Consider the following 17,367-nt stretch of genomic DNA (forward strand, 5'->3'; position numbering starts at 1 on the left):
CCGGTGTCCACGACCCCCGAGCCCCCCGTCCCGTCCGGCCCGACGCTCGCCGACGGCCTGCGTTTCGCCTTCGGCACCCTGACCGTGCTGCCGGTGACCGTGCGCCGCTGGGACCGTGAGGCGGCGCGCGTCGGGATGCTCTGCGCGCCCGTCGCCGGGCTGGTCGTCGGCCTGGGCGCGGCCCTGCTCGGCGGTCTCCTGCTGCTCCTGGGCGCCGGGCCGCTGCTCGCCGCCGTGGCCTCCGTCGCCGTACCGGCCGCCCTCACCCGGGGTCTCCACCTGGACGGGCTCGCCGACACCGCCGACGGCCTGGGCAGCGGCAGGCCCGCCGAGGACGCCCTGCGGATCATGAAGCAGTCGGACATCGGGCCGTTCGGGGTCGTCACCCTCGTCCTCGTCCTGCTGGCCCAGGTCGCCGCGCTCACCGAGGCGTACGGCGAGTCCTGGGCGGTGGGCGCGCTGGCGGCGGCCGTCGGCGCGACCGCCGCCCGGCTGGCCCTGACCCTGGCCGCGCGGGCCGGTGTGCCCGCCGCCCGGCCGGAGGGACTGGGGGCGGCGGTGGCCGGGGTCGTGCCCGTGCGCGGCGCGCTGCTGGTGGCCGCCCTGACCGGGTGCGCGGCGGCGGGTGCCGGGGCGTTGTTCGGGCCGTACGACATCGGCCGTACGGTCCTCGCGGTCGTCCTCGCCTGTGGGGCCGCCGAGTTGCTCCTGCGTCACTGTGTACGGCGGTTCGGGGGCGTCACCGGGGATGTGTTCGGTGGTCTCGCGGAGACGGCGGCGACGGCGGCGCTGGTGGTGTTCACCTTCGGCTGAGCCCCTCCCCCGGGGTCAGCAGGCCTTTCGCCACACCCCCAGCTCCCACTTCTTCAGCAGGGAGCTGAGCTCCAGACGGCGGGCCTCGGGGCAGAAGTCGCCCGTCTGCATCTCGTACTCGACGTGGAAGACGGCCTTGCCGGCCTCGATGAACGGCGTGAGGTCCTCGCACTCCTCGTACTGGGCGCACTGTTCGTTGACCGCGAAGTCGAAGTCGTCGACGAGTTCGGGTATCTGGTCGAGGTCGTTCTTCAGACCGACCGCCAGGCCTCGTTCGTGGGCGAGGCGGGCGACGAGGCGGTTGTAGCGGAGCTGGTCGGCGGCCGTGAGGGCGAAGCCCGTCTTGTTGCGGTAGCCGTCCATGTTGTCGGGCTCGACCGCGTCGAAGCCCTTCTCCGCGCACATGTCGATGCGGGCGGCCATCAGCGGTTCGAGGACGTCGGTCGCACGGATGTCGAGCCAGTACTCGCCCTCCCAGCCGTTGCTCCTGCCTATCACCGCCTTCGGGAAGTCGTCGGCGTCCGGGCGCCAGTCCTCCCAGGCGCCGGTGGAGAGATAGCAGATGACCTTGCGGCCGTCGTCGTGCAGCCCGGCGACCGTGTCGGCCGACTGGTCGAAGCCGTCGATGTCGTAGACGGGGACGTCGACGGAGGTGTCCAGGCGCCCGCTGAGCTGCCACTGCCATTCGGTGCCCGGCTCCGGTCGCCAGCGGGCGGCCTCGGCCGTCCCGCGTCCGGTGCCCGGCTCGTCGTCGGGGGCGCCCGTGCACCCGGCCATCAGCAGGAGCAGGGGCAGCAGGGCGCTGCGGGCGAGGACGCGGCTCATCGTCGGGGCTCCAAGGCGTGCGGCAACGTACCCCAGGGATGATCCCCCACTCCGGGCACCGCGCAGTGCACGGAGGCGCCCCGGGCACGGGCGACACCTTCGACGTCGGTGCCCGGCGGCACTCCGTGCACCAGATGGCACACCCGCGCCCCGAGGCCGCCGCTGCCGCCGGGCCAGGGCTCGGGCGGCTGGTCCCGGTACGTCTCCCAGGCGCCCTCGAACGTGACGACGAGGTCGGCGATCCGGGCGTACGCGGGGTGCGGCGGGGTGCCGGGGTTGAGGGCGAGGGTGGCGGGGCCGGCGCCCCAGACGGCCGCGGCGAGCCGTCGGTAGTGGTCGAACGCGCCGGGTTCCGCGGCCACTTGGTCGAGGAAGGCGCCGTCGGTGCCGTACCAGGCGTGGTGGCGGGTCAGCTCTCGTACGACGTCGGTGACGGGTCTGCGGCCGTAGTCGGTGTCGGCGTACCCGAGAAGCCGTACGCCGGCCGTCCGCAGTCGGCCCGCGACCCGGATGAACGCCGGGTCGGGGGCGTCGCCCGGCCCGTTCGCCGGGTTGAGGACGACGCCGTAGAGGCGGGGCGCGGCCTCGACGAGGGCGTCCCATTCGGCGGGGCGGTCGCAGGGGTGCTCGTAGTAGGGAACCAGGAGGGACCGAGGCGAGGCAGGAGAGGGAGGGCAGGGCTCGGTGGGTCGGCCCGTCCTCGGGCGCGCTGTTCCATGTGGGGTCATCGGTGTGCCGTCGCCCTCCCCAACAGGCCGCAGACCAGGCCCGCTTGGAGGGCGGCGGCGACGCCGTACACGAGCAGGCCGATCCCGTGCGGGTCGCCCGGGTGGGTCGCCAGGGCCAGGGTCTGGGCGGCGGCCGTGGCGCAGCAGACCACGGCGGCGCCCAGGACCGCGCCGAAGGACTGGAGCAGCAGGCCGGTCCAGAGCACCGCGCCCAGCAGGAGCAGGCCGGCGAGATGGACGCCGTCGAGGTCCGGGGCCTCGGGCCACAGCGCGGCGGTGGCGTGGGCCAGGACCAGCAGGGTGGCGAGGTAGCCCGCCAGGCACTGGACCAGGGTCACGGAGGTGGCCCGCCAGAAGGCGGCCGGCGTGCTGGTGGAGCGCAGTCCGGCGAGGCCTCCGCTGCGGAAGCGGTACAGCAGCCATTCGGCGGGGCCCATGCTGAGGGTGAGGGCGACGGCGGCGGGTGCCGCGGCCGTGCCGCCCCCGTGGGCGATGACCTCCCCGAGCGTCGCGTACAGCACGAGCACCCCGGTGCCGAGGCCGAAGACGGCGTACGGGAGGGAGGCGGCGAGCCGGGGCGCAGCTGGGCCCCGCTCCGGGGCGCCGCCGGGCACGCCGAGGAGGGTGACGGATCCGGGCCGGCGGCCCCGGGCGCCCGACTCCCGCAGGGCGGGCGCCACTTCGTGGACGGCGAGGAGCACGACCGCCACCAGGGAGGCGGCCAGCAGGGTGAGCCCGGACCAGTCGGGCACCGGCCGGACCAGGGCGAACAGCGCTCCCGCGGTCATGGGCGTCAGACAGTGCAGCAGGGCCCGTTCGCGGCCGAGGACGAGCAGGACGGTCGCGGCACCCAGGTAGCAGGCCTCGCCGGTGGCGAAGGCCACGGCGCCCGGGTCGCCGTCACCGGCCGCCAGACAGGCGACCGTCGTGCACAGCAGGGCGCCCACCGGCGCTCCGCGGGCCAGGGAGCGGCGGCACGCGTCGCGGTCGCCCAACGCGAGCCAGGAGTAGGCCCGGTGGGCGAGTCCCTGGTTCCACATCCAGCCGCACAGGGCGCCGGCCAGCAGCGGGACCGTGCCGGCGGGCAGGCCGGAGCCGTCGCGGGGGCCTGCCAGCAGGGGTGCGCCGAGGACGTAGGCGAGGCCGGGGAGGGCGAAGACGACGCCTCTGAGGAGGCAGCCGAGCAGGCCGATCCGCCAGGGGTCGGGCGCGGGTCCGGCCGGTTCGGGGTGGGTGCGCTCGACGCGTTCGTACAACTCCTCGGCGAGGGCGAAGGAGTTGCGGCAGCCATAGCGTGCGCGGGTCCGGTCGTCGGAGATGCCGTCGGACTCCAGCAGGGCGGCGATCTCGTCCGGGTGGACGGCGGCGGCGATGAACTCCCGGTGCTGTTCGGCCAGTCGGTCGATGGGATCGGGGTCGGCCCGGCGCGGCCTGCGCGGGCGGGGCACGGCGGGGAGCGGGGCGGGCCGTGCGCCCGGGGGCGGGGTCGGGTGGCCGCTCACCGGTCGGTTCCGTCCGTCGTGCCGGTCCGGTACCAGGGGTCGCGCAGTTCGGCGGTCCAGTCGGCGACCGTGGCCGGCGCGGGCTCGTACACGATGTCGTCCCGGCCCGCGAGTTCCTGGTAGATCATGCGGAAGGCGTCCACGGACCGGCGCAGGGTGAACCGGTCGATCACCCGCCGCCGTGCCGACTCCCCTAGGCCGCGGCGGCGTTCGTCGTCGCGCAGGAGGCCGAGCGCGGCGTCGGCCATCGCCTCCGGCTCGCGGGGCGGCACGACGATCCCGGTGTCGCCGACCGCCTCGCGGACCCCTCCGACATCGGTCGACACGGTCGTACGGCCGCAGGACATGGCCTCGATGAGGGAGTACGGGAAGCCCTCCGAGATCGAGGAGAGCATCACGACGTGCCCGGCGGCGTAGGCCCGCCACACCTCGCTGATGCGGCCCTCGAAGGTGAGCCCGTCGGTGACGCCCAGTTCGGACGCGAGCTTCTCCAGCTCGGTGCGGTACTCCTCGCCGCCCGGTGGCACGGGCCCGAACAGCCGGAGCCTCGTCCCGGGGATTTCGGCGCGGACCATGGCGTAGGCATGCAGCAGCGTCTCCAGGTCCTTGATGGGGTCGACGCGTCCGCACCAGGTGAGGGTGGGTACCTCGGGTTCGGGGCCGGCGTGCGGGAAGGCGGCCGGGTCGACGCCGTTGTAGACCGTGCGGATCCTGTCGGCGTCGGCGCCGCCGCGCTCCTCCCAGCGGCGGTTGTACCGGTTGCAGGGGGTGATGAGGTCGGCGGCGCGGTAACCGAGCCTGGTCAGCTCGCGGTGGAAGCCGAGCATGAAGGCCTTCACGGGCCAGCGCTGGTCGGCGGTGCGGTGGCCGAGGTAGCGCTCGCGCAGATAGATGCCGTGCTCGGTGAGGAGGAACGGTACGCCGTCCAGCTCGCGGGCGGCGAGCGCGGGCAGGGTGGCGAGGCCGCCGCTGACCGCGTGGGCCACACAGTCCTCGGGGATCCGGGCGCCGAGCGGGCGCAGGGAGTGTTCCAGCAGATCGGTCGCGGTGAGCGCGTCGTGGACCGTGGGGCGCGCGGCGGCCGTCGGGAGGTGCGGCATCGTCCAGATCCACATCAGCGAACGGAGCGCGGACTCGGTGCGCAGGGCCGCCGACAGGCGCCCGTCGCGGGCGAGTCCGGCCAGCTCGTACAGGGCCTCCTCGAAACCCCGGGGCGCGTCGGGGTCGAGGACGGAGAGCAGCAGTCGCTCGTAGGCGTCGGTGAAGCGGCGGCGGGCCGCGCCGTACGGGGCGCGGGCGCGGCCGGGGCGCGGGCCCCAGGTCGGTACGGAGGTGTGCCGGTACACGTTCGGCGGCAGGTCCCAGGTCACGGGTTCGCGGCCGGTTCCGGTGAGCGACACGAGATGGAACTCGACGTCGGGCATGCCGTTGACGAGCTGGTCGCACCAGGTGCTGACCCCGCCGTGGACATGCGGGTAGGTGCCTTCGGTGAGCATGGTGACATGACTGCCGGTGCGCATGGCTGCGCCGCTCCCCCCTGTTGCTGTTACGCGGATGATGTACGGGGAACTGCGGGTCCGGACCCCGGGTGCGGGTCGGTGGGGCTTCTCGCGCAGTTCCCCGTGCCCCTTCGGGGCGCCGGCGCGCTCTAAGGCAGCTTGAGCTTGACGGCGGACTGCAGTGGCGCGGGCGTCGTCCAGGCCGAGCGGGCTCCCGCGTACGGAGTGCCGAATGTGGTGGTGCCCAGCGGGAGTTGCTGGACGGTGCCCTTCGGCGCCGTGACCGGGATCTCCAGCCACTTGGGCGCCGTCACCGTCACCGCCGTACCGATCCGGTACGCCGTGACCGTGCCGTTGGCGACGGCGGTCTGCCAGGCGGCCCGGCGCTTCAGCTCGGTGCCGACCGCGCCGTGCCGGGGGTTCTCCAGCGGGGTGTCGGAGGCGAAGAGCGCCCGGTATTCGACGAGCAACCCGTCCAGGACCGGGTAGAGCAGCCGTTCCTCGGCCAGGTTGGACTGGTGCGCGTAGTGCGGTCGCGGGTCGTTGCCGACGGCGTGCAGCAGGGCCGTACGGACCTCCTGCGGGACGATGTGCGTCGTGTACCCGGTGCCCGGGTCGAGGGGGGCGGCCAGGCAGGTGGAGGTCGCGTTGTTCTCGCAGACGCCGCTGCCGCCGTCGGCCGCCGAGGTGTAGACCCAGTTGTACTCGTCGACCATCTCCGCGGCGGTGCCCACGTTGTAGTAGACGTTCATCGGGTGGCGCGGCACGGTCAGCGCGGCGCCCACCGGACGCTGGGCCGGTTCGCGGGAGTTGTCGGAGGCGATCCACTTGACAGCGTTGTCGGCGAGGGCGCCCGCGAGGTTCGGGTTGTCGTCCGGCTGCTGCGGCAGTGTCCTCAGGCCCGAGTGCTCGCCCGTCACCAGTTCGTCGCGCCGCACGGGCAGTCCGCGCGCGACGGCCCAGGCGTGGTTGTCGCGGATCTGCGCGGCGATGTCGGCGCGGCTCAGATAGCGGGTGGTGCCGTCCGCGTTCTTCGCGCAGCTCCACGGGACGGTCGAGGTGTCCTGGAGGCAGCCGAGGTACTGGTGGGTGTAGGTGTGGTTGATCCAGCGGAACGCGTTCCGGTCGGCGACCAGTCGGTCGGCGAGGGCGTCCGTGCCGCCGTTCGCCTCCTTCCACTCCTCGCCGCTGCCGCCGTTGTAGACCAGGTCGAGGGTGAGGCCGCTGGACCGCTGCCACTGCTCGGCGTACTCGGCGTCGGCGGCGGTCATCCGGATCGGCTCGGTCTCCGTGCCCTGCCCGCCGCCGCAGTTGAAGCTGCCGGGCGTGCAGTTGTTCTCGGTGTCCCAGCGGCTGTCGGGTGCGAAGACGTCGTCGATGTGGATGCCGAAGTAGTTCCGGTTCCGGCCGAGGTGCACGCCGTCCGTCAGCCACTCGACGATGCCCCGGGCCAGCACCCGGAACTGCCGCTGGTGCTGGTTGTGGGCGAAGGTGACGACCAGTTCGCGGCGCCCGTCGTGGGCGTACTCCCCGACCAGGCTGCCCCGGCCGCTACCGCCGGGCACCGGGAGGTCGACATAACTGGTGTAGCCGGGACGGGGCCGGGCTACGAAGCCGTAACTCTCCTGTGTGGAGGCGGAGTTGTCCTCGAAGGTGAACTGCCCGTCGAGATAGCCGAAGCGGCCCGCCCGGCCGGCGTCGGTCACCGTGGCCTCCCGGCCGTCGAGGGAGCCGGCCCAGCCGCCCTCGCTGGTGTAGTCGAGACCGACCCCGGGGTGCGCCCAGGTGTAGGCGTCGACCTGCGGGATCCCGTACGTCCGCTCGTACGTCTCCAGCGCGTTCTGCTCGGCCGAACCCGGCCCGAAGGGGGCCTCGTTGGGCAGGACCACGCCCTGGTACCTGGCACGCGGGGTGCCGCCGACCGTGTCGCTCAGGAAGGCCGCGTCGATGGTCGGGCGGCTCGCGTCGCCCAGGTTCACGCGGGTGTACGGGATGCCGGTGCTCTCCAGCTCCGCGACGATGGCCTGGACGGGGCTGTCGCCGTTGTCCACCACCAGCACCCGCAGATCGACGCGTGGTGCGACGGCGGCCGACGCTGCCGGTATACCCAGGCCCGCCACCAGCAGACTCGTCGTCGCCACGACCGCGGCGGCGCTCCTCCATCCGGGCACGCTGTACGCCATGTTCGCCCCTTCCCCCGAGAAGATCCCCCGGCGCCGACTGAACGGCCGCACCGAGGGGAATCTGTGGAAATGATGCAAGCCGATGAGCTGATCACTCACCGGCGGGACGAGTGTCACCCAGGTCAGGGCACATGTGGGCAGGAAAATGACCATGAAGCCACATAGGGGTGAATGCCCGCAGGGGTGATCGAAATCGACGGCGGGACGCTACGCGCGGAGACCGTCGGCGCTACGCGCGAAGACGATGGACGCGCGCCCCCGAAGCCGCGATAAGGGATCCCCCTATGCCTCATCCATGGGGATCTCCCTGCACGTCGGCGACGGAAAGTCGGGGAGGCTGGTCGCAGCGGACGCCATGCGGACGGCGCGGCGCAACCGGCCGACGCCCCAGGTCCGATGGGCCGAACAAGGGCCTAGGCTCGTTCTCGGCACGTCGACCCATCCGTTCGGCCACCGAAACTCAATCGGAAGCGAGATTTCACCACCGTGACTGCTCTCACTCTCAGCACCGCCGCCGTGTCGGGCCTCCGGGCCGACGCGATCGTGGTCGGTGTCGCGAAGGGCCCTGCATCCCGGTCCGGGGACCTGGTCGTAGCGCCGGGTGCCGAGGCCGTGGACCAGGCGTACGACGGCAAGCTGGCCGGTCTCCTGGAGACCCTCGGCGCCGCGGGCGCCGAGGGAGAGGTGACGAAGCTGCCCGCGCCGGCCGGCTTCAAGGCGCCGCTCGTGGTGGCGGTGGGCCTGGGCTCGGTGCCCGAGAAGGACGGCACGTTCACCGCGGAGACGTTGCGCCGCGCGACCGGTGCCGCGGCCCGCGCCCTGACCGGCACGAAGAAGGCCGCGTTCACGCTGCCCGTCGTCGACGCCGACGCCGTGGCGGCCGTCGCCGAGGGCGCGCTGCTCGGCGCGTACTCCTTCGACGCCTACAAGGAGCAGGGCAAGGACAGCAAGGCGAAGAACGGCAAGGCGCCGCTCGCCGAGGTCGTCCTGCTCGGCGCGAAGCCCCGCGACAAGGCCCACAAGGCGGCCGTCGAGCGCGCGGTCGCGGTGACCGAGGAGCTGAACCGCGCCCGCGACCTCATCAACACCCCGCCGAACGACCTCGACCCGGAGGCCTTCGCCGCCGTCGCGCAGACCGCGGCCAAGGAGCACGGCATCAAGGTGACCGTCCTCGACGAGAAGGCGCTCGCCAAGGGCGGCTACGGCGGCATCCTCGGCGTCGGCGCGGGCTCCGCGGCCACGCCCCGGCTGGTGCAGCTGACGTACACCAGCTCCAAGGCGAAGAAGCACCTGGCGTTCGTCGGCAAGGGCATCACCTACGACTCGGGCGGCATCTCGCTCAAGCCCGCCGGGCACAACGAGACGATGAAGTGCGACATGAGCGGCGCGGCCGCCGTGTTCGCCGCGGTCGTCGCCGCCGCCCGGCTCAAGCTGGAGGTCAACGTCACGGGCTGGCTCGCCCTCGCCGAGAACATGCCGTCCGGCTCCGCCACCCGCCCGGGTGATGTGCTGCGCATGTACAGCGGCAAGACGGTGGAGGTGCTGAACACCGACGCCGAGGGCCGGCTCGTGCTGGCCGACGCGCTCGCCAAGGCGTCCGAGGACAAGCCGGACGCGATCGTCGACGTGGCGACGCTGACCGGGGCGATGATGCTGGCGCTGGGCAACCGGACGTTCGGGATCATGGCCAACGACGACGCGTTCCGCTCCGCGGTGCACGAGGCGGCGGAGGAGTCGGGCGAGCCGGCGTGGCCGATGCCGCTGCCGGACCACCTGCGCAAGGGGATGGACTCGCCGACCGCCGACATCGCGAACATGGGCGAGCGGTACGGCGGTGGCCTGGTCGCCGGGCTGTTCCTGAAGGAGTTCGTGGGCGAGGGGATCACCTGGGCGCACCTGGACATCGCGGGGCCGGCGTTCAACGAGGGCGGGCCCTTCGGGTACACGCCGAAGGGTGGCACCGGGACGGCGGTGCGGACGCTGGTGCGGCTGGCCGAGCGGGCCGCGTCCGGCGACCTGGGGTGACGATCGCCCAAGAGCTCGGCACCTGAGGGGCGCGGGCGACTGCGGGCCGTCCGTGGCTGGTCGCGCAGTTCCCCGCGCCCCTTCAGGGCCCGGCCTCGTCACATCTGAGCGTGTGGTGTCTCACACCCCGGCCCGGCGTCTCGTTCGCCCGCGACAAGTGCGAAGATGGGGCTCGGCAGGACAGGGCCCCCACCACAGGGCCGAAGAAGAGCGGCCGGACACCAGCCGCCGCGCGGGTCTCGGACGACCGGCGTACGGCGCACATGCATGGAGGACGTGACGTGGCGAACGACGCCAGCACCGTTTTCGACCTAGTGATCCTCGGCGGTGGTAGCGGTGGTTACGCCGCGGCCCTGCGCGGGGCTCAGCTGGGCCTGGACGTCGCCCTGATCGAGAAGGACAAGGTCGGCGGCACCTGCCTGCACCGGGGATGCATTCCCACGAAGGCCCTGCTCCACGCGGGCGAGATCGCCGACCAGGCCCGCGAGAGCGAGCAGTTCGGTGTGAAGGCCACCTTCGAGGGCATCGACATCGCCGGGGTGCACAAGTACAAGGACGGCGTGATCTCCGGCCTCTACAAGGGTCTGCAGGGTCTCGTCGCCTCCCGCAAGGTCACCTACATCGAGGGTGAGGGCCGTCTGTCCTCCCCGACCTCCGTCGATGTGAACGGCCAGCGCGTCCAGGGCCGTCACGTCCTGCTGGCGACCGGCTCCGTGCCGAAGTCGCTGCCGGGCCTGGAGATCGACGGCAACCGCATCATCTCCTCGGACCACGCCCTCGTCCTGGACCGTGTCCCGAAGTCGGCGATCGTCCTCGGCGGCGGTGTCATCGGCGTCGAGTTCGCCTCCGCCTGGAAGTCCTTCGGCACCGACATCACGATCATCGAGGGCCTGAAGCACCTGGCCCCTCTCGAGGACGAGAACTCCTCCAAGCTTCTTGAGCGCGCCTTCCGCAAGCGCGGCATCAAGTTCAACCTGGGCACCTTCTTCTCGAAGGCCGAGTACACCCAGGACGGTGTCAAGGTCACCCTCGCCGACGGCAAGGAGTTCGAGGCCGAGCTGCTGCTGGTGGCCGTCGGCCGCGGGCCTGTCTCCGCCGGTCTCGGCTACGAGGAGCAGGGCGTCGCGATGGACCGCGGCTACGTCCTGGTCGACGAGTACATGCGCACGAACGTCCCGACCATCTCCGCCGTCGGTGACCTGGTCCCGACGCTCCAGCTCGCGCACGTCGGCTTCGCCGAGGGCATCCTGGTGGCGGAGCGTCTGGCCGGCCTGAAGACCGTTCCGATCGACTACGACGGTGTCCCCCGGGTGACGTACTGCCACCCCGAGGTCGCCTCCGTGGGCATCACCGAGGCCAAGGCCAAGGAGATCTACGGCGCGGACAAGGTCGTCGCTCTGAAGTACAACCTCGCGGGCAACGGCAAGAGCAAGATCCTGAACACCTCGGGCGAGATCAAGCTCGTCCAGGTCAAGGACGGTGCCGTGGTCGGCGTTCACATGGTCGGCGACCGCATGGGCGAGCAGGTGGGCGAGGCCCAGCTGATCTACAACTGGGAAGCCCTCCCCGCCGAGGTCGCCCAGCTGATCCACGCCCACCCGACGCAGAACGAGGCGCTCGGCGAGGCCCACCTGGCCCTCGCGGGCAAGCCGCTGCACTCGCACGACTGACCCCCTCGGTCGACGAAGCGACGATCCAGACTTCCGCAATCGTTAAGGAGCAACAGAAACCATGGCGGTTTCCGTAACCCTTCCGGCGCTCGGCGAGAGCGTCACCGAGGGCACTGTCACCCGCTGGCTGAAGGCCGAGGGTGAGCGCGTAGAGGCCGACGAGCCGCTGCTCGAGGTCTCGACCGACAAGGTCGACACCGAGATCCCCTCCCCCGCCGCGGGCATCCTGGCGTCCATCAAGGTCGCCGAGGACGAGACCGTCGAGGTCGGCGCCGAGCTGGCGCTGATCGACGACGGCACGGGCGCGCCCGCCGCCGCCCCGGCCCCGGCCGCCGAGGAGGCTCCGGCTCCGGCCCCGGCCCCCGAGCCCGCCGCGGCCGCGCCCTCCACCGAGCAGGAGACCCCGGCGCCAGCTCCGACCGCCGAGGCGGCCACCGGCGGCGGCTCCGCCGAGGGCACCGACGTGGTCCTCCCGGCGCTCGGCGAGTCCGTCACCGAGGGCACCGTCACCCGCTGGCTGAAGGAGGTCGGCGACTCCGTCGAGGCCGACGAGCCGCTGCTCGAGGTCTCCACGGACAAGGTCGACACCGAGATCCCCGCGCCCACCTCCGGTGTGCTGCTGGAGATCACCGTCGCCGAGGACGAGACGGCCGAGGTCGGCGCCAAGCTGGCCGTCATCGGTGCCCCGGGTGCCGCTCCGGCGGCCGCCCCGGCCCCGGCGGCAGCTCCGGCCGCTCCGGCTCCGGCGCCCGCCGCCGCTGCCCCGGCCCCGGCCCCGGCTGCTCCCGCGGCTCCGGCCCCCGCGCCGGCCGCGCCTGCTCCCGCTCCCGCCGCTGCTGCTCCGGCCGCTCCGGCTCCGGCGCCCGCTCCGGCCGCCCCGGCTCCGGCCGCCGCCCCGGCCGCGTCCGCCGCCACCAAGGCCACCGACGAGGGCGCCTACGTCACCCCGCTGGTGCGCAAGCTCGCCGCCGAGAACGGTGTCGACCTGGGCTCCGTCAAGGGCACCGGCGTCGGCGGTCGTATCCGCAAGCAGGACGTCGTCGCCGCCGCCGAGGCCGCGAAGGCCGCCGCCGCTGCTCCGGCTCCGGCCGCCGCCGCCCCGGCTGCCTCCGCCGCCAAGAAGGCGCCGAGCCTGGAGGCCTCCCCCCTCCGTGGCCAGACCGTCAAGATGCCGCGCATCCGCAAGGTCATCGGCGACAACATGGTCAAGGCGCTGCACGAGCAGGCGCAGCTGTCGTCGGTCGTCGAGGTCGACGTCACGCGTCTGATGAAGCTGCGCGCCCGGGCCAAGGACTCCTTCGCCGCGCGCGAGGGCGTCAAGCTCTCCCCGATGCCGTTCTTCGTCAAGGCCGCGGCCCAGGCGCTGAAGGCGCACGCGCCCGTCAACGCCAGGATCAACGAGGGCGAGGGCACGATCACCTACTTCGACACCGAGAACATCGGTATCGCGGTGGACTCCGAGAAGGGCCTGATGACCCCGGTCATCAAGCACGCCGGTGACCTCAACATCGCCGGTATCGCGAAGGCCACGGCGGAGCTGGCCGGCAAGGTCCGCGCCAACAAGATCACGCCCGACGAGCTGTCCGGCGCGACCTTCACGATCTCCAACACCGGTTCGCGCGGCGCGCTCTTCGACACGATCATCGTGCCGCCGGGCCAGGTCGCGATCCTCGGCATCGGTGCCACGGTCAAGCGCCCGGCGGTCATCGAGACCGAGGAGGGCACGGTCATCGGCGTCCGCGACATGACGTACCTGACCCTCTCCTACGACCACCGTCTGGTGGACGGCGCCGACGCGGCCCGTTACCTGACGGCCGTCAAGGCGATCCTGGAGGCGGGCGAGTTCGAGGTCGAGCTCGGTCTGTAGCCCCTGGACACACGCACGGCGGCGGTGCCCCGTCCGGAGTTCTCCGGGCGGGGCACCGCCGTGTTCGCGCCGGGTTGGGGTCGAGACCCCTGAGCCTGGCCGGTACGGGTCTTTACAAACCAGTCCTCCGTGGGAGCGTGTAAGTCTCGTCTCACCTGCGCGAAAGCACCCCCGTGCGCCTCTCCACCGGACGGCCACGGCTTTATTGTCTAGAGGTCAACGCCCTTGGGGTTCTGTCCCCCGCCGAAGGAGCCCGCATGACCACCGCGCCCGTCGTCCACTCGCTGCGCGAACAGATCCGCGAGCACATCGTGGAGGGGATCGTGAGCGGACGATGGAAGCCGGGCGAGCGGATCGTGGAGCGGCGGATCGCGACGGAGCTGGAGGTCAGCCAGACGCCCGTGCGGGAGGCACTGCGTGAGCTGGAGTCGCTGCGGTTGATCGAATCCGCGCCGAACAAGGGCGTACGCGTGCGGAACCTGACGGCGGCCGATCTGGAGGAGAGCTACCCGGTCCGGGCGGGCCTGGAGGCGATCGCGGCGGAGCTGGCGGCGGAGCGGTTGGCGGAGGACTGCTCGGCGTTGGAGCCGCATGTGGCCGCGCTGTACGAGGCGGACCGGAACGCCGACGGGACGTCCCAGGTGCGGCACACGGTGGCCTTCCACCGTGAGCTGGTGCGGGCCGCCGGGAACTCGGTGCTGCTGCACACGTGGGAGGGGCTGGGGATCGAGGTGTTCACGGCGCTGTCGATCCGGTGGCTGGGGACGGTTCAGCAGTCCTATGCCGAGGAGCACGAGGAGTTGGTGGCGGCGTTCCGTCGGCGTGACCCTCGGATCGCGGACCTGGTGAAGGCGCATGTGTTGGGCTGCGCCCCGCACACGGACGACGAGCCGGTTCAGGGCGCCCAGTAGCTCGGGGGTTCGGGCGCGTTGGCGGGTGCGGGTGCGTGGGACTTCTCGCGCAGTTCCCCGCGCCCCTGAAAAGCCGGGGCTGCGCCCCATGCTTTTCACCCCCGCGGCCCCGTCGCCTTTCAGGCCCGCAGGGGCCTGAAGCATTCAGGGGCGCGGGGAACTGCGCGAGAAGCCCCACCGGGCCGCACCCGCCAACGCGCCCGAACCCCCGAGCTGTTGAGCGAACCCCCGCTCAAACGCCGCCCCACCTGCATAAACCCGGGACCACCAAGGCACCCGGTGTCTCCGCCGAAGGCACCCCGTGCCGACTTTCTCGTGATCAAGATATTTTGCCCGCAACCCTTTGATCGATCATCGATCAGCGGGTTACAGTCGCCGACGGGCTTCCACCGAAGCCCGTCGCCCTGTCCTGCCAAAGACCAAGGGCACCCCCGAACCCTTACCGATGAGGGAACCCCCTTCGACTGAGGAAGGCGGCGCAATGACCGACCCCAACGCCATCCAGCCGAGCGCGCTCGACCAGCTCCCCGACCGCGATCCGGAGGAGACCGCCGAATGGCAGGCCTCCCTGGACGCCGTCACCAAGGCGGCCGGGCCGCACCGCGCGGCGTACCTGATGCGCCGCACCCTGGAGCGTGCGGAGGGCAACGGCATCGCGCTGCCCAAGCTGCTCGAGACGGACTACGTCAACACCATCCCCACCGCCGCCGAGCCGGGCATCCCCGGTGACGAGGCGATGGAGCGCCGTATCACCGCGTGGAACCGCTGGAACGCGGCCGCGATGGTCACCCGTGGCTCCAAGTACGGCGTCGGCGGCCACATCGCCACCTTCGCCTCCGCCGCCTGGCTCTACGAGACGGGCTTCAACCACTTCTTCAAGGGCAAGGAGGCCGACGGCTCGGGCGACCAGCTCTACATCCAGGGCCACGCCTCCCCCGGCATCTACGCCCGCGCCTTCCTCGACGGCCGGCTGAACGAGTCCCACCTGGACAACTTCCGCCGTGAGTCGGGCGGCGACGGCCTCCCGTCGTACCCGCACCCGCGCCGTCTGCCCTGGCTGTGGGAGTTCCCGACGGTGAGCATGGGTCTCGGCCCCCTCTCCGCCATCTACCAGGCGCGCTTCAACCGCTATCTCACCAGCCGCGGCATCAAGGACGTCTCGAACTCCCACGTCTGGGCGTTCCTCGGCGACGGCGAGATGGACGAGCCGGAGTCGACGGCCGCACTCGCGCTGGCGAGCCGCGAGGGTCTCGACAACCTGACCTTCGTCATCAACTGCAACCTGCAGCGCCTCGACGGCCCGGTCCGTGCCAACTTCAAGATCGTGCAGGAGCTGGAGGCCCAGTTCCGTGGCGCCGGCTGGAACGTCGTCAAGTCGCTCTGGGGTTCCGCCTGGGACGAGCTGTTCCAGCTGGACACGACCGGTGCGCTCCTGCGCCGGCTGCGCGAGGTGCCCGACGCGCAGGTGCAGACGTACCAGACCCGCGACGCCGCCTACATCCGCCAGGACTTCTTCGGCAAGGACCCGGCGCTCGTCGAGATGGCGAAGCTGCTGAGCGACGACAAGATCCTGGAGTGCTTCCACCTCTCGCGCGGCGGTCACGAGGCCCGCAAGGTGTACGCCGCGTACAAGGCCGCCGTCGAGTTCAAGGGCGCGCCGACCGTCATCCTGGCCCAGACCGTCAAGGGCTTCACCCTCGGCGAGGGCTTCGCGTCGAAGAACGCCAACCACCAGATGAAGAAGCTGTCGACGGACGAGTTCAAGCAGATGCGTGATCTGCTCGAACTCCCCATCAAGGACAGCGACTTCGTCGACGGGGTCGTGCCCTACGGCCACCCGGGTGCCGACTCCCCCGAGGTCCGCTACCTCCAGGAGCGCCGCGCCGCGCTCGGCGGTCCCGCCCCGGCCCGCCGTACGCACGCGCTGGCTCCGCTGCCGGCCGCCGCCGACAAGACCTTCGCCGCCTTCGACAAGGGCTCCGGCTCGCAGAACGTCGCGACGACCATGGCCTTCGTCCGCCTGGTCAAGGACCTGGTCCGCGACAAGCAGACCGGCCGCCGCTGGGTGCCGATCGTCCCCGACGAGGCGCGCACCTTCGGTATGGAGTCGCTCTTCCCGTCGCTCGGGATCTACTCCCCCAAGGGCCAGACGTACGAGCCGGTCGACCGCGACCAGCTGATGTACTACAAGGAGGCCAAGGACGGGCAGATCCTCAACGAGGGGATCACCGAGGCCGGTTCGATGGCCGACTTCATCGCCGCTTCGACGTCGTACTCGACGCACGGCGAGGCGATGATCCCGTTCTACATCTTCTACTCGATGTTCGGTTGGCAGCGGACCGCCGACCAGATGTGGCAGCTCGGCGACCAGCTCGGCCGCGGCTTCCTCGTCGGCGCGACGGCCGGCCGTACGACCCTGACGGGCGAGGGCCTGCAGCACGCCGACGGCCACTCCCCGGTGATCGCGGCGACCAACCCGGCGGCGCTGACGTACGACCCTGCGTTCGCGTACGAGGTCGCGGCGATCGTCAAGGACGGTCTGCGGCGGATGTACGGCGAGGCCGCGCCGGACGAGGACCCGAACGTCTTCTACTACCTGACCGTCTACAACGAGCCGCTGCCGCAGCCCGCGAAGCCGGCCGTGGCGGGCGTGGACGAGGGCATCGTCAAGGGGCTGTACCGCTTCAACACGGCCGAGACGGCGGGGCTGTCCCCGGTGGCGAACGCGCCGCGTGTGCAACTGCTCGGCTCCGGTACGGCGATCCACTGGGCCCTGGAGGCGCAGAAACTCCTCGCGGAGGAGTGGGGGGTGGCGGCCGACGTCTGGTCCGCGACCTCCTGGAGCGAGCTGCGGCGGGACGCGCTGGAGGCGGACGCGGCGCTGCTGCGCGGGGAGGAGCGGGTGCCGTTCGTGCGGCAGGCGCTGCAGGGGGCGGAGGGGCCGGTGCTGGCCGTCTCCGACTACATGCGGCAGGTTCCCGACCAGATCGCGCAGTGGGTGGAGCAGGACTACTCGTCGCTCGGAGCGGACGGGTTCGGCCTGTCCGACACGCGTGAGGCGGCGCGGCGGCACTTCGGGGTCGACGCGCAGTCGATCGTGGTGGCGGTGCTGGCGCAGCTCGCGCGGCGGGGTGAGGTCAAGGCGACGGCCGTCAAGGAGGCCCGGGAGCGGTACGGGCTGTAGGGGGCGCCTCATAGCTCGGGGGGCGCGGGTTTCGTCGGCGGGTGCGGGTCCGGTGGGGCTTCTCGCGCAGTTCCCCGCGCCCCTGAAAAGCAGGGGCTGCGCCCCATGCTTTTCATCGAAGGGCCGAAGGCTCCTTCAGGGGCGCGGGGAACTGCGCGAC

At 72.1% G+C, this 17,367-nt stretch carries 11 protein-coding genes; 6 read left to right on the top strand and 5 right to left on the bottom strand.

Annotated elements, in window-relative coordinates; genetic code table 11:
* Positions 1–3: 3 nt before the first annotated feature.
* Positions 4–813, top strand: coding sequence for an adenosylcobinamide-GDP ribazoletransferase (locus PUR53_RS09615; protein WP_329901234.1), 810 nt, complete (start codon positions 4–6; stop codon positions 811–813).
* Between the two features lie 15 nt (positions 814–828).
* Here the strand turns inward: PUR53_RS09615 and PUR53_RS09620 are convergent, their stop codons facing one another.
* The 5 genes from PUR53_RS09620 to PUR53_RS09640 all read right to left on the bottom strand — a co-directional run bounded on the left by PUR53_RS09620 (position 829) and on the right by PUR53_RS09640 (position 7,550).
* Complete coding sequence (locus PUR53_RS09620) at positions 829–1,638, bottom strand: endo alpha-1,4 polygalactosaminidase (protein WP_329901233.1); 810 nt, start codon at positions 1,636–1,638, stop codon at positions 829–831.
* Positions 1,635–2,366, bottom strand: a complete 732-nt coding sequence (locus PUR53_RS09625) for a spherulation-specific family 4 protein (protein ID WP_329901232.1) — start codon at positions 2,364–2,366, stop codon at positions 1,635–1,637. The genes PUR53_RS09620 and PUR53_RS09625 overlap by 4 nt, the downstream gene beginning before the upstream one ends.
* A complete protein-coding gene (locus PUR53_RS09630) occupies positions 2,363–3,868 on the bottom strand; it encodes a hypothetical protein (RefSeq protein ID WP_329907993.1) in 1,506 nt (501 codons plus the stop codon). Before PUR53_RS09630 ends, PUR53_RS09625 begins: the two co-directional genes overlap by 4 nt.
* Complete coding sequence (pelF, locus tag PUR53_RS09635) at positions 3,865–5,388, bottom strand: GT4 family glycosyltransferase PelF (RefSeq protein WP_329907994.1); 1,524 nt, start codon at positions 5,386–5,388, stop codon at positions 3,865–3,867. Before pelF ends, PUR53_RS09630 begins: the two co-directional genes overlap by 4 nt.
* Positions 5,389–5,516: 128 nt before the next feature.
* Positions 5,517–7,550 carry a hypothetical protein gene (locus PUR53_RS09640; protein ID WP_329907995.1) on the bottom strand — a complete coding sequence of 678 codons (2,034 nt, stop codon included), beginning with the start codon at positions 7,548–7,550 and terminating at the stop codon, positions 5,517–5,519.
* Between the two features lie 486 nt (positions 7,551–8,036).
* Here PUR53_RS09640 and PUR53_RS09645 point away from each other — a divergent pair, with 486 nt between their 5' ends.
* From PUR53_RS09645 to aceE, 5 genes are all read left to right on the top strand, one after another.
* Complete coding sequence (locus PUR53_RS09645; protein ID WP_329907997.1) at positions 8,037–9,575, top strand: leucyl aminopeptidase; 1,539 nt, start codon at positions 8,037–8,039, stop codon at positions 9,573–9,575.
* 281 nt (positions 9,576–9,856) lie between these two features.
* Positions 9,857–11,245 carry a dihydrolipoyl dehydrogenase gene (lpdA, locus tag PUR53_RS09650; RefSeq protein WP_329901227.1) on the top strand — a complete coding sequence of 463 codons (1,389 nt, stop codon included), beginning with the start codon at positions 9,857–9,859 and terminating at the stop codon, positions 11,243–11,245.
* A gap of 61 nt (positions 11,246–11,306) precedes the next feature.
* On the top strand, positions 11,307–13,112 hold the full coding sequence (gene sucB, locus PUR53_RS09655) for a 2-oxoglutarate dehydrogenase, E2 component, dihydrolipoamide succinyltransferase (RefSeq protein ID WP_329901226.1): 1,806 nt from the start codon (positions 11,307–11,309) through the stop codon (positions 13,110–13,112).
* Positions 13,113–13,369: 257 nt separating this feature from the next.
* Positions 13,370–14,023 carry a GntR family transcriptional regulator gene (locus PUR53_RS09660; protein ID WP_033527472.1) on the top strand — a complete coding sequence of 218 codons (654 nt, stop codon included), beginning with the start codon at positions 13,370–13,372 and terminating at the stop codon, positions 14,021–14,023.
* A gap of 481 nt (positions 14,024–14,504) precedes the next feature.
* Positions 14,505–17,207: a pyruvate dehydrogenase (acetyl-transferring), homodimeric type gene (aceE, locus tag PUR53_RS09665; RefSeq protein WP_329907999.1), complete on the top strand. Its 2,703-nt coding sequence runs from the start codon at positions 14,505–14,507 to the stop codon at positions 17,205–17,207.
* Positions 17,208–17,367 lie beyond the last annotated feature (160 nt).

Source organism: Streptomyces sp. SP18BB07 (assembly GCF_036322545.1).
Classification (GTDB): domain Bacteria; phylum Actinomycetota; class Actinomycetes; order Streptomycetales; family Streptomycetaceae; genus Streptomyces; species Streptomyces deccanensis.

Bases quoted from the DNA above. Each gene is read 5' to 3' on its own strand.
- PUR53_RS09620 (WP_329901233.1), bottom strand. From the start codon at position 1,638: ATGAGCCGCGTCCTCGCCCGCAGCGCCCTGCTGCCCCTGCTCCTGCTG.
- PUR53_RS09625 (WP_329901232.1), bottom strand. From the start codon at position 2,366: ATGACCCCACATGGAACAGCGCGCCCGAGGACGGGCCGACCCACCGAG.
- pelF (WP_329907994.1), bottom strand. From the start codon at position 5,388: ATGCGCACCGGCAGTCATGTCACCATGCTCACCGAAGGCACCTACCCG.
- PUR53_RS09640 (WP_329907995.1), bottom strand. From the start codon at position 7,550: ATGGCGTACAGCGTGCCCGGATGGAGGAGCGCCGCCGCGGTCGTGGCG.
- sucB (WP_329901226.1), top strand. From the start codon at position 11,307: ATGGCGGTTTCCGTAACCCTTCCGGCGCTCGGCGAGAGCGTCACCGAG.
- PUR53_RS09660 (WP_033527472.1), top strand. From the start codon at position 13,370: ATGACCACCGCGCCCGTCGTCCACTCGCTGCGCGAACAGATCCGCGAG.
- aceE (WP_329907999.1), top strand. From the start codon at position 14,505: ATGACCGACCCCAACGCCATCCAGCCGAGCGCGCTCGACCAGCTCCCC.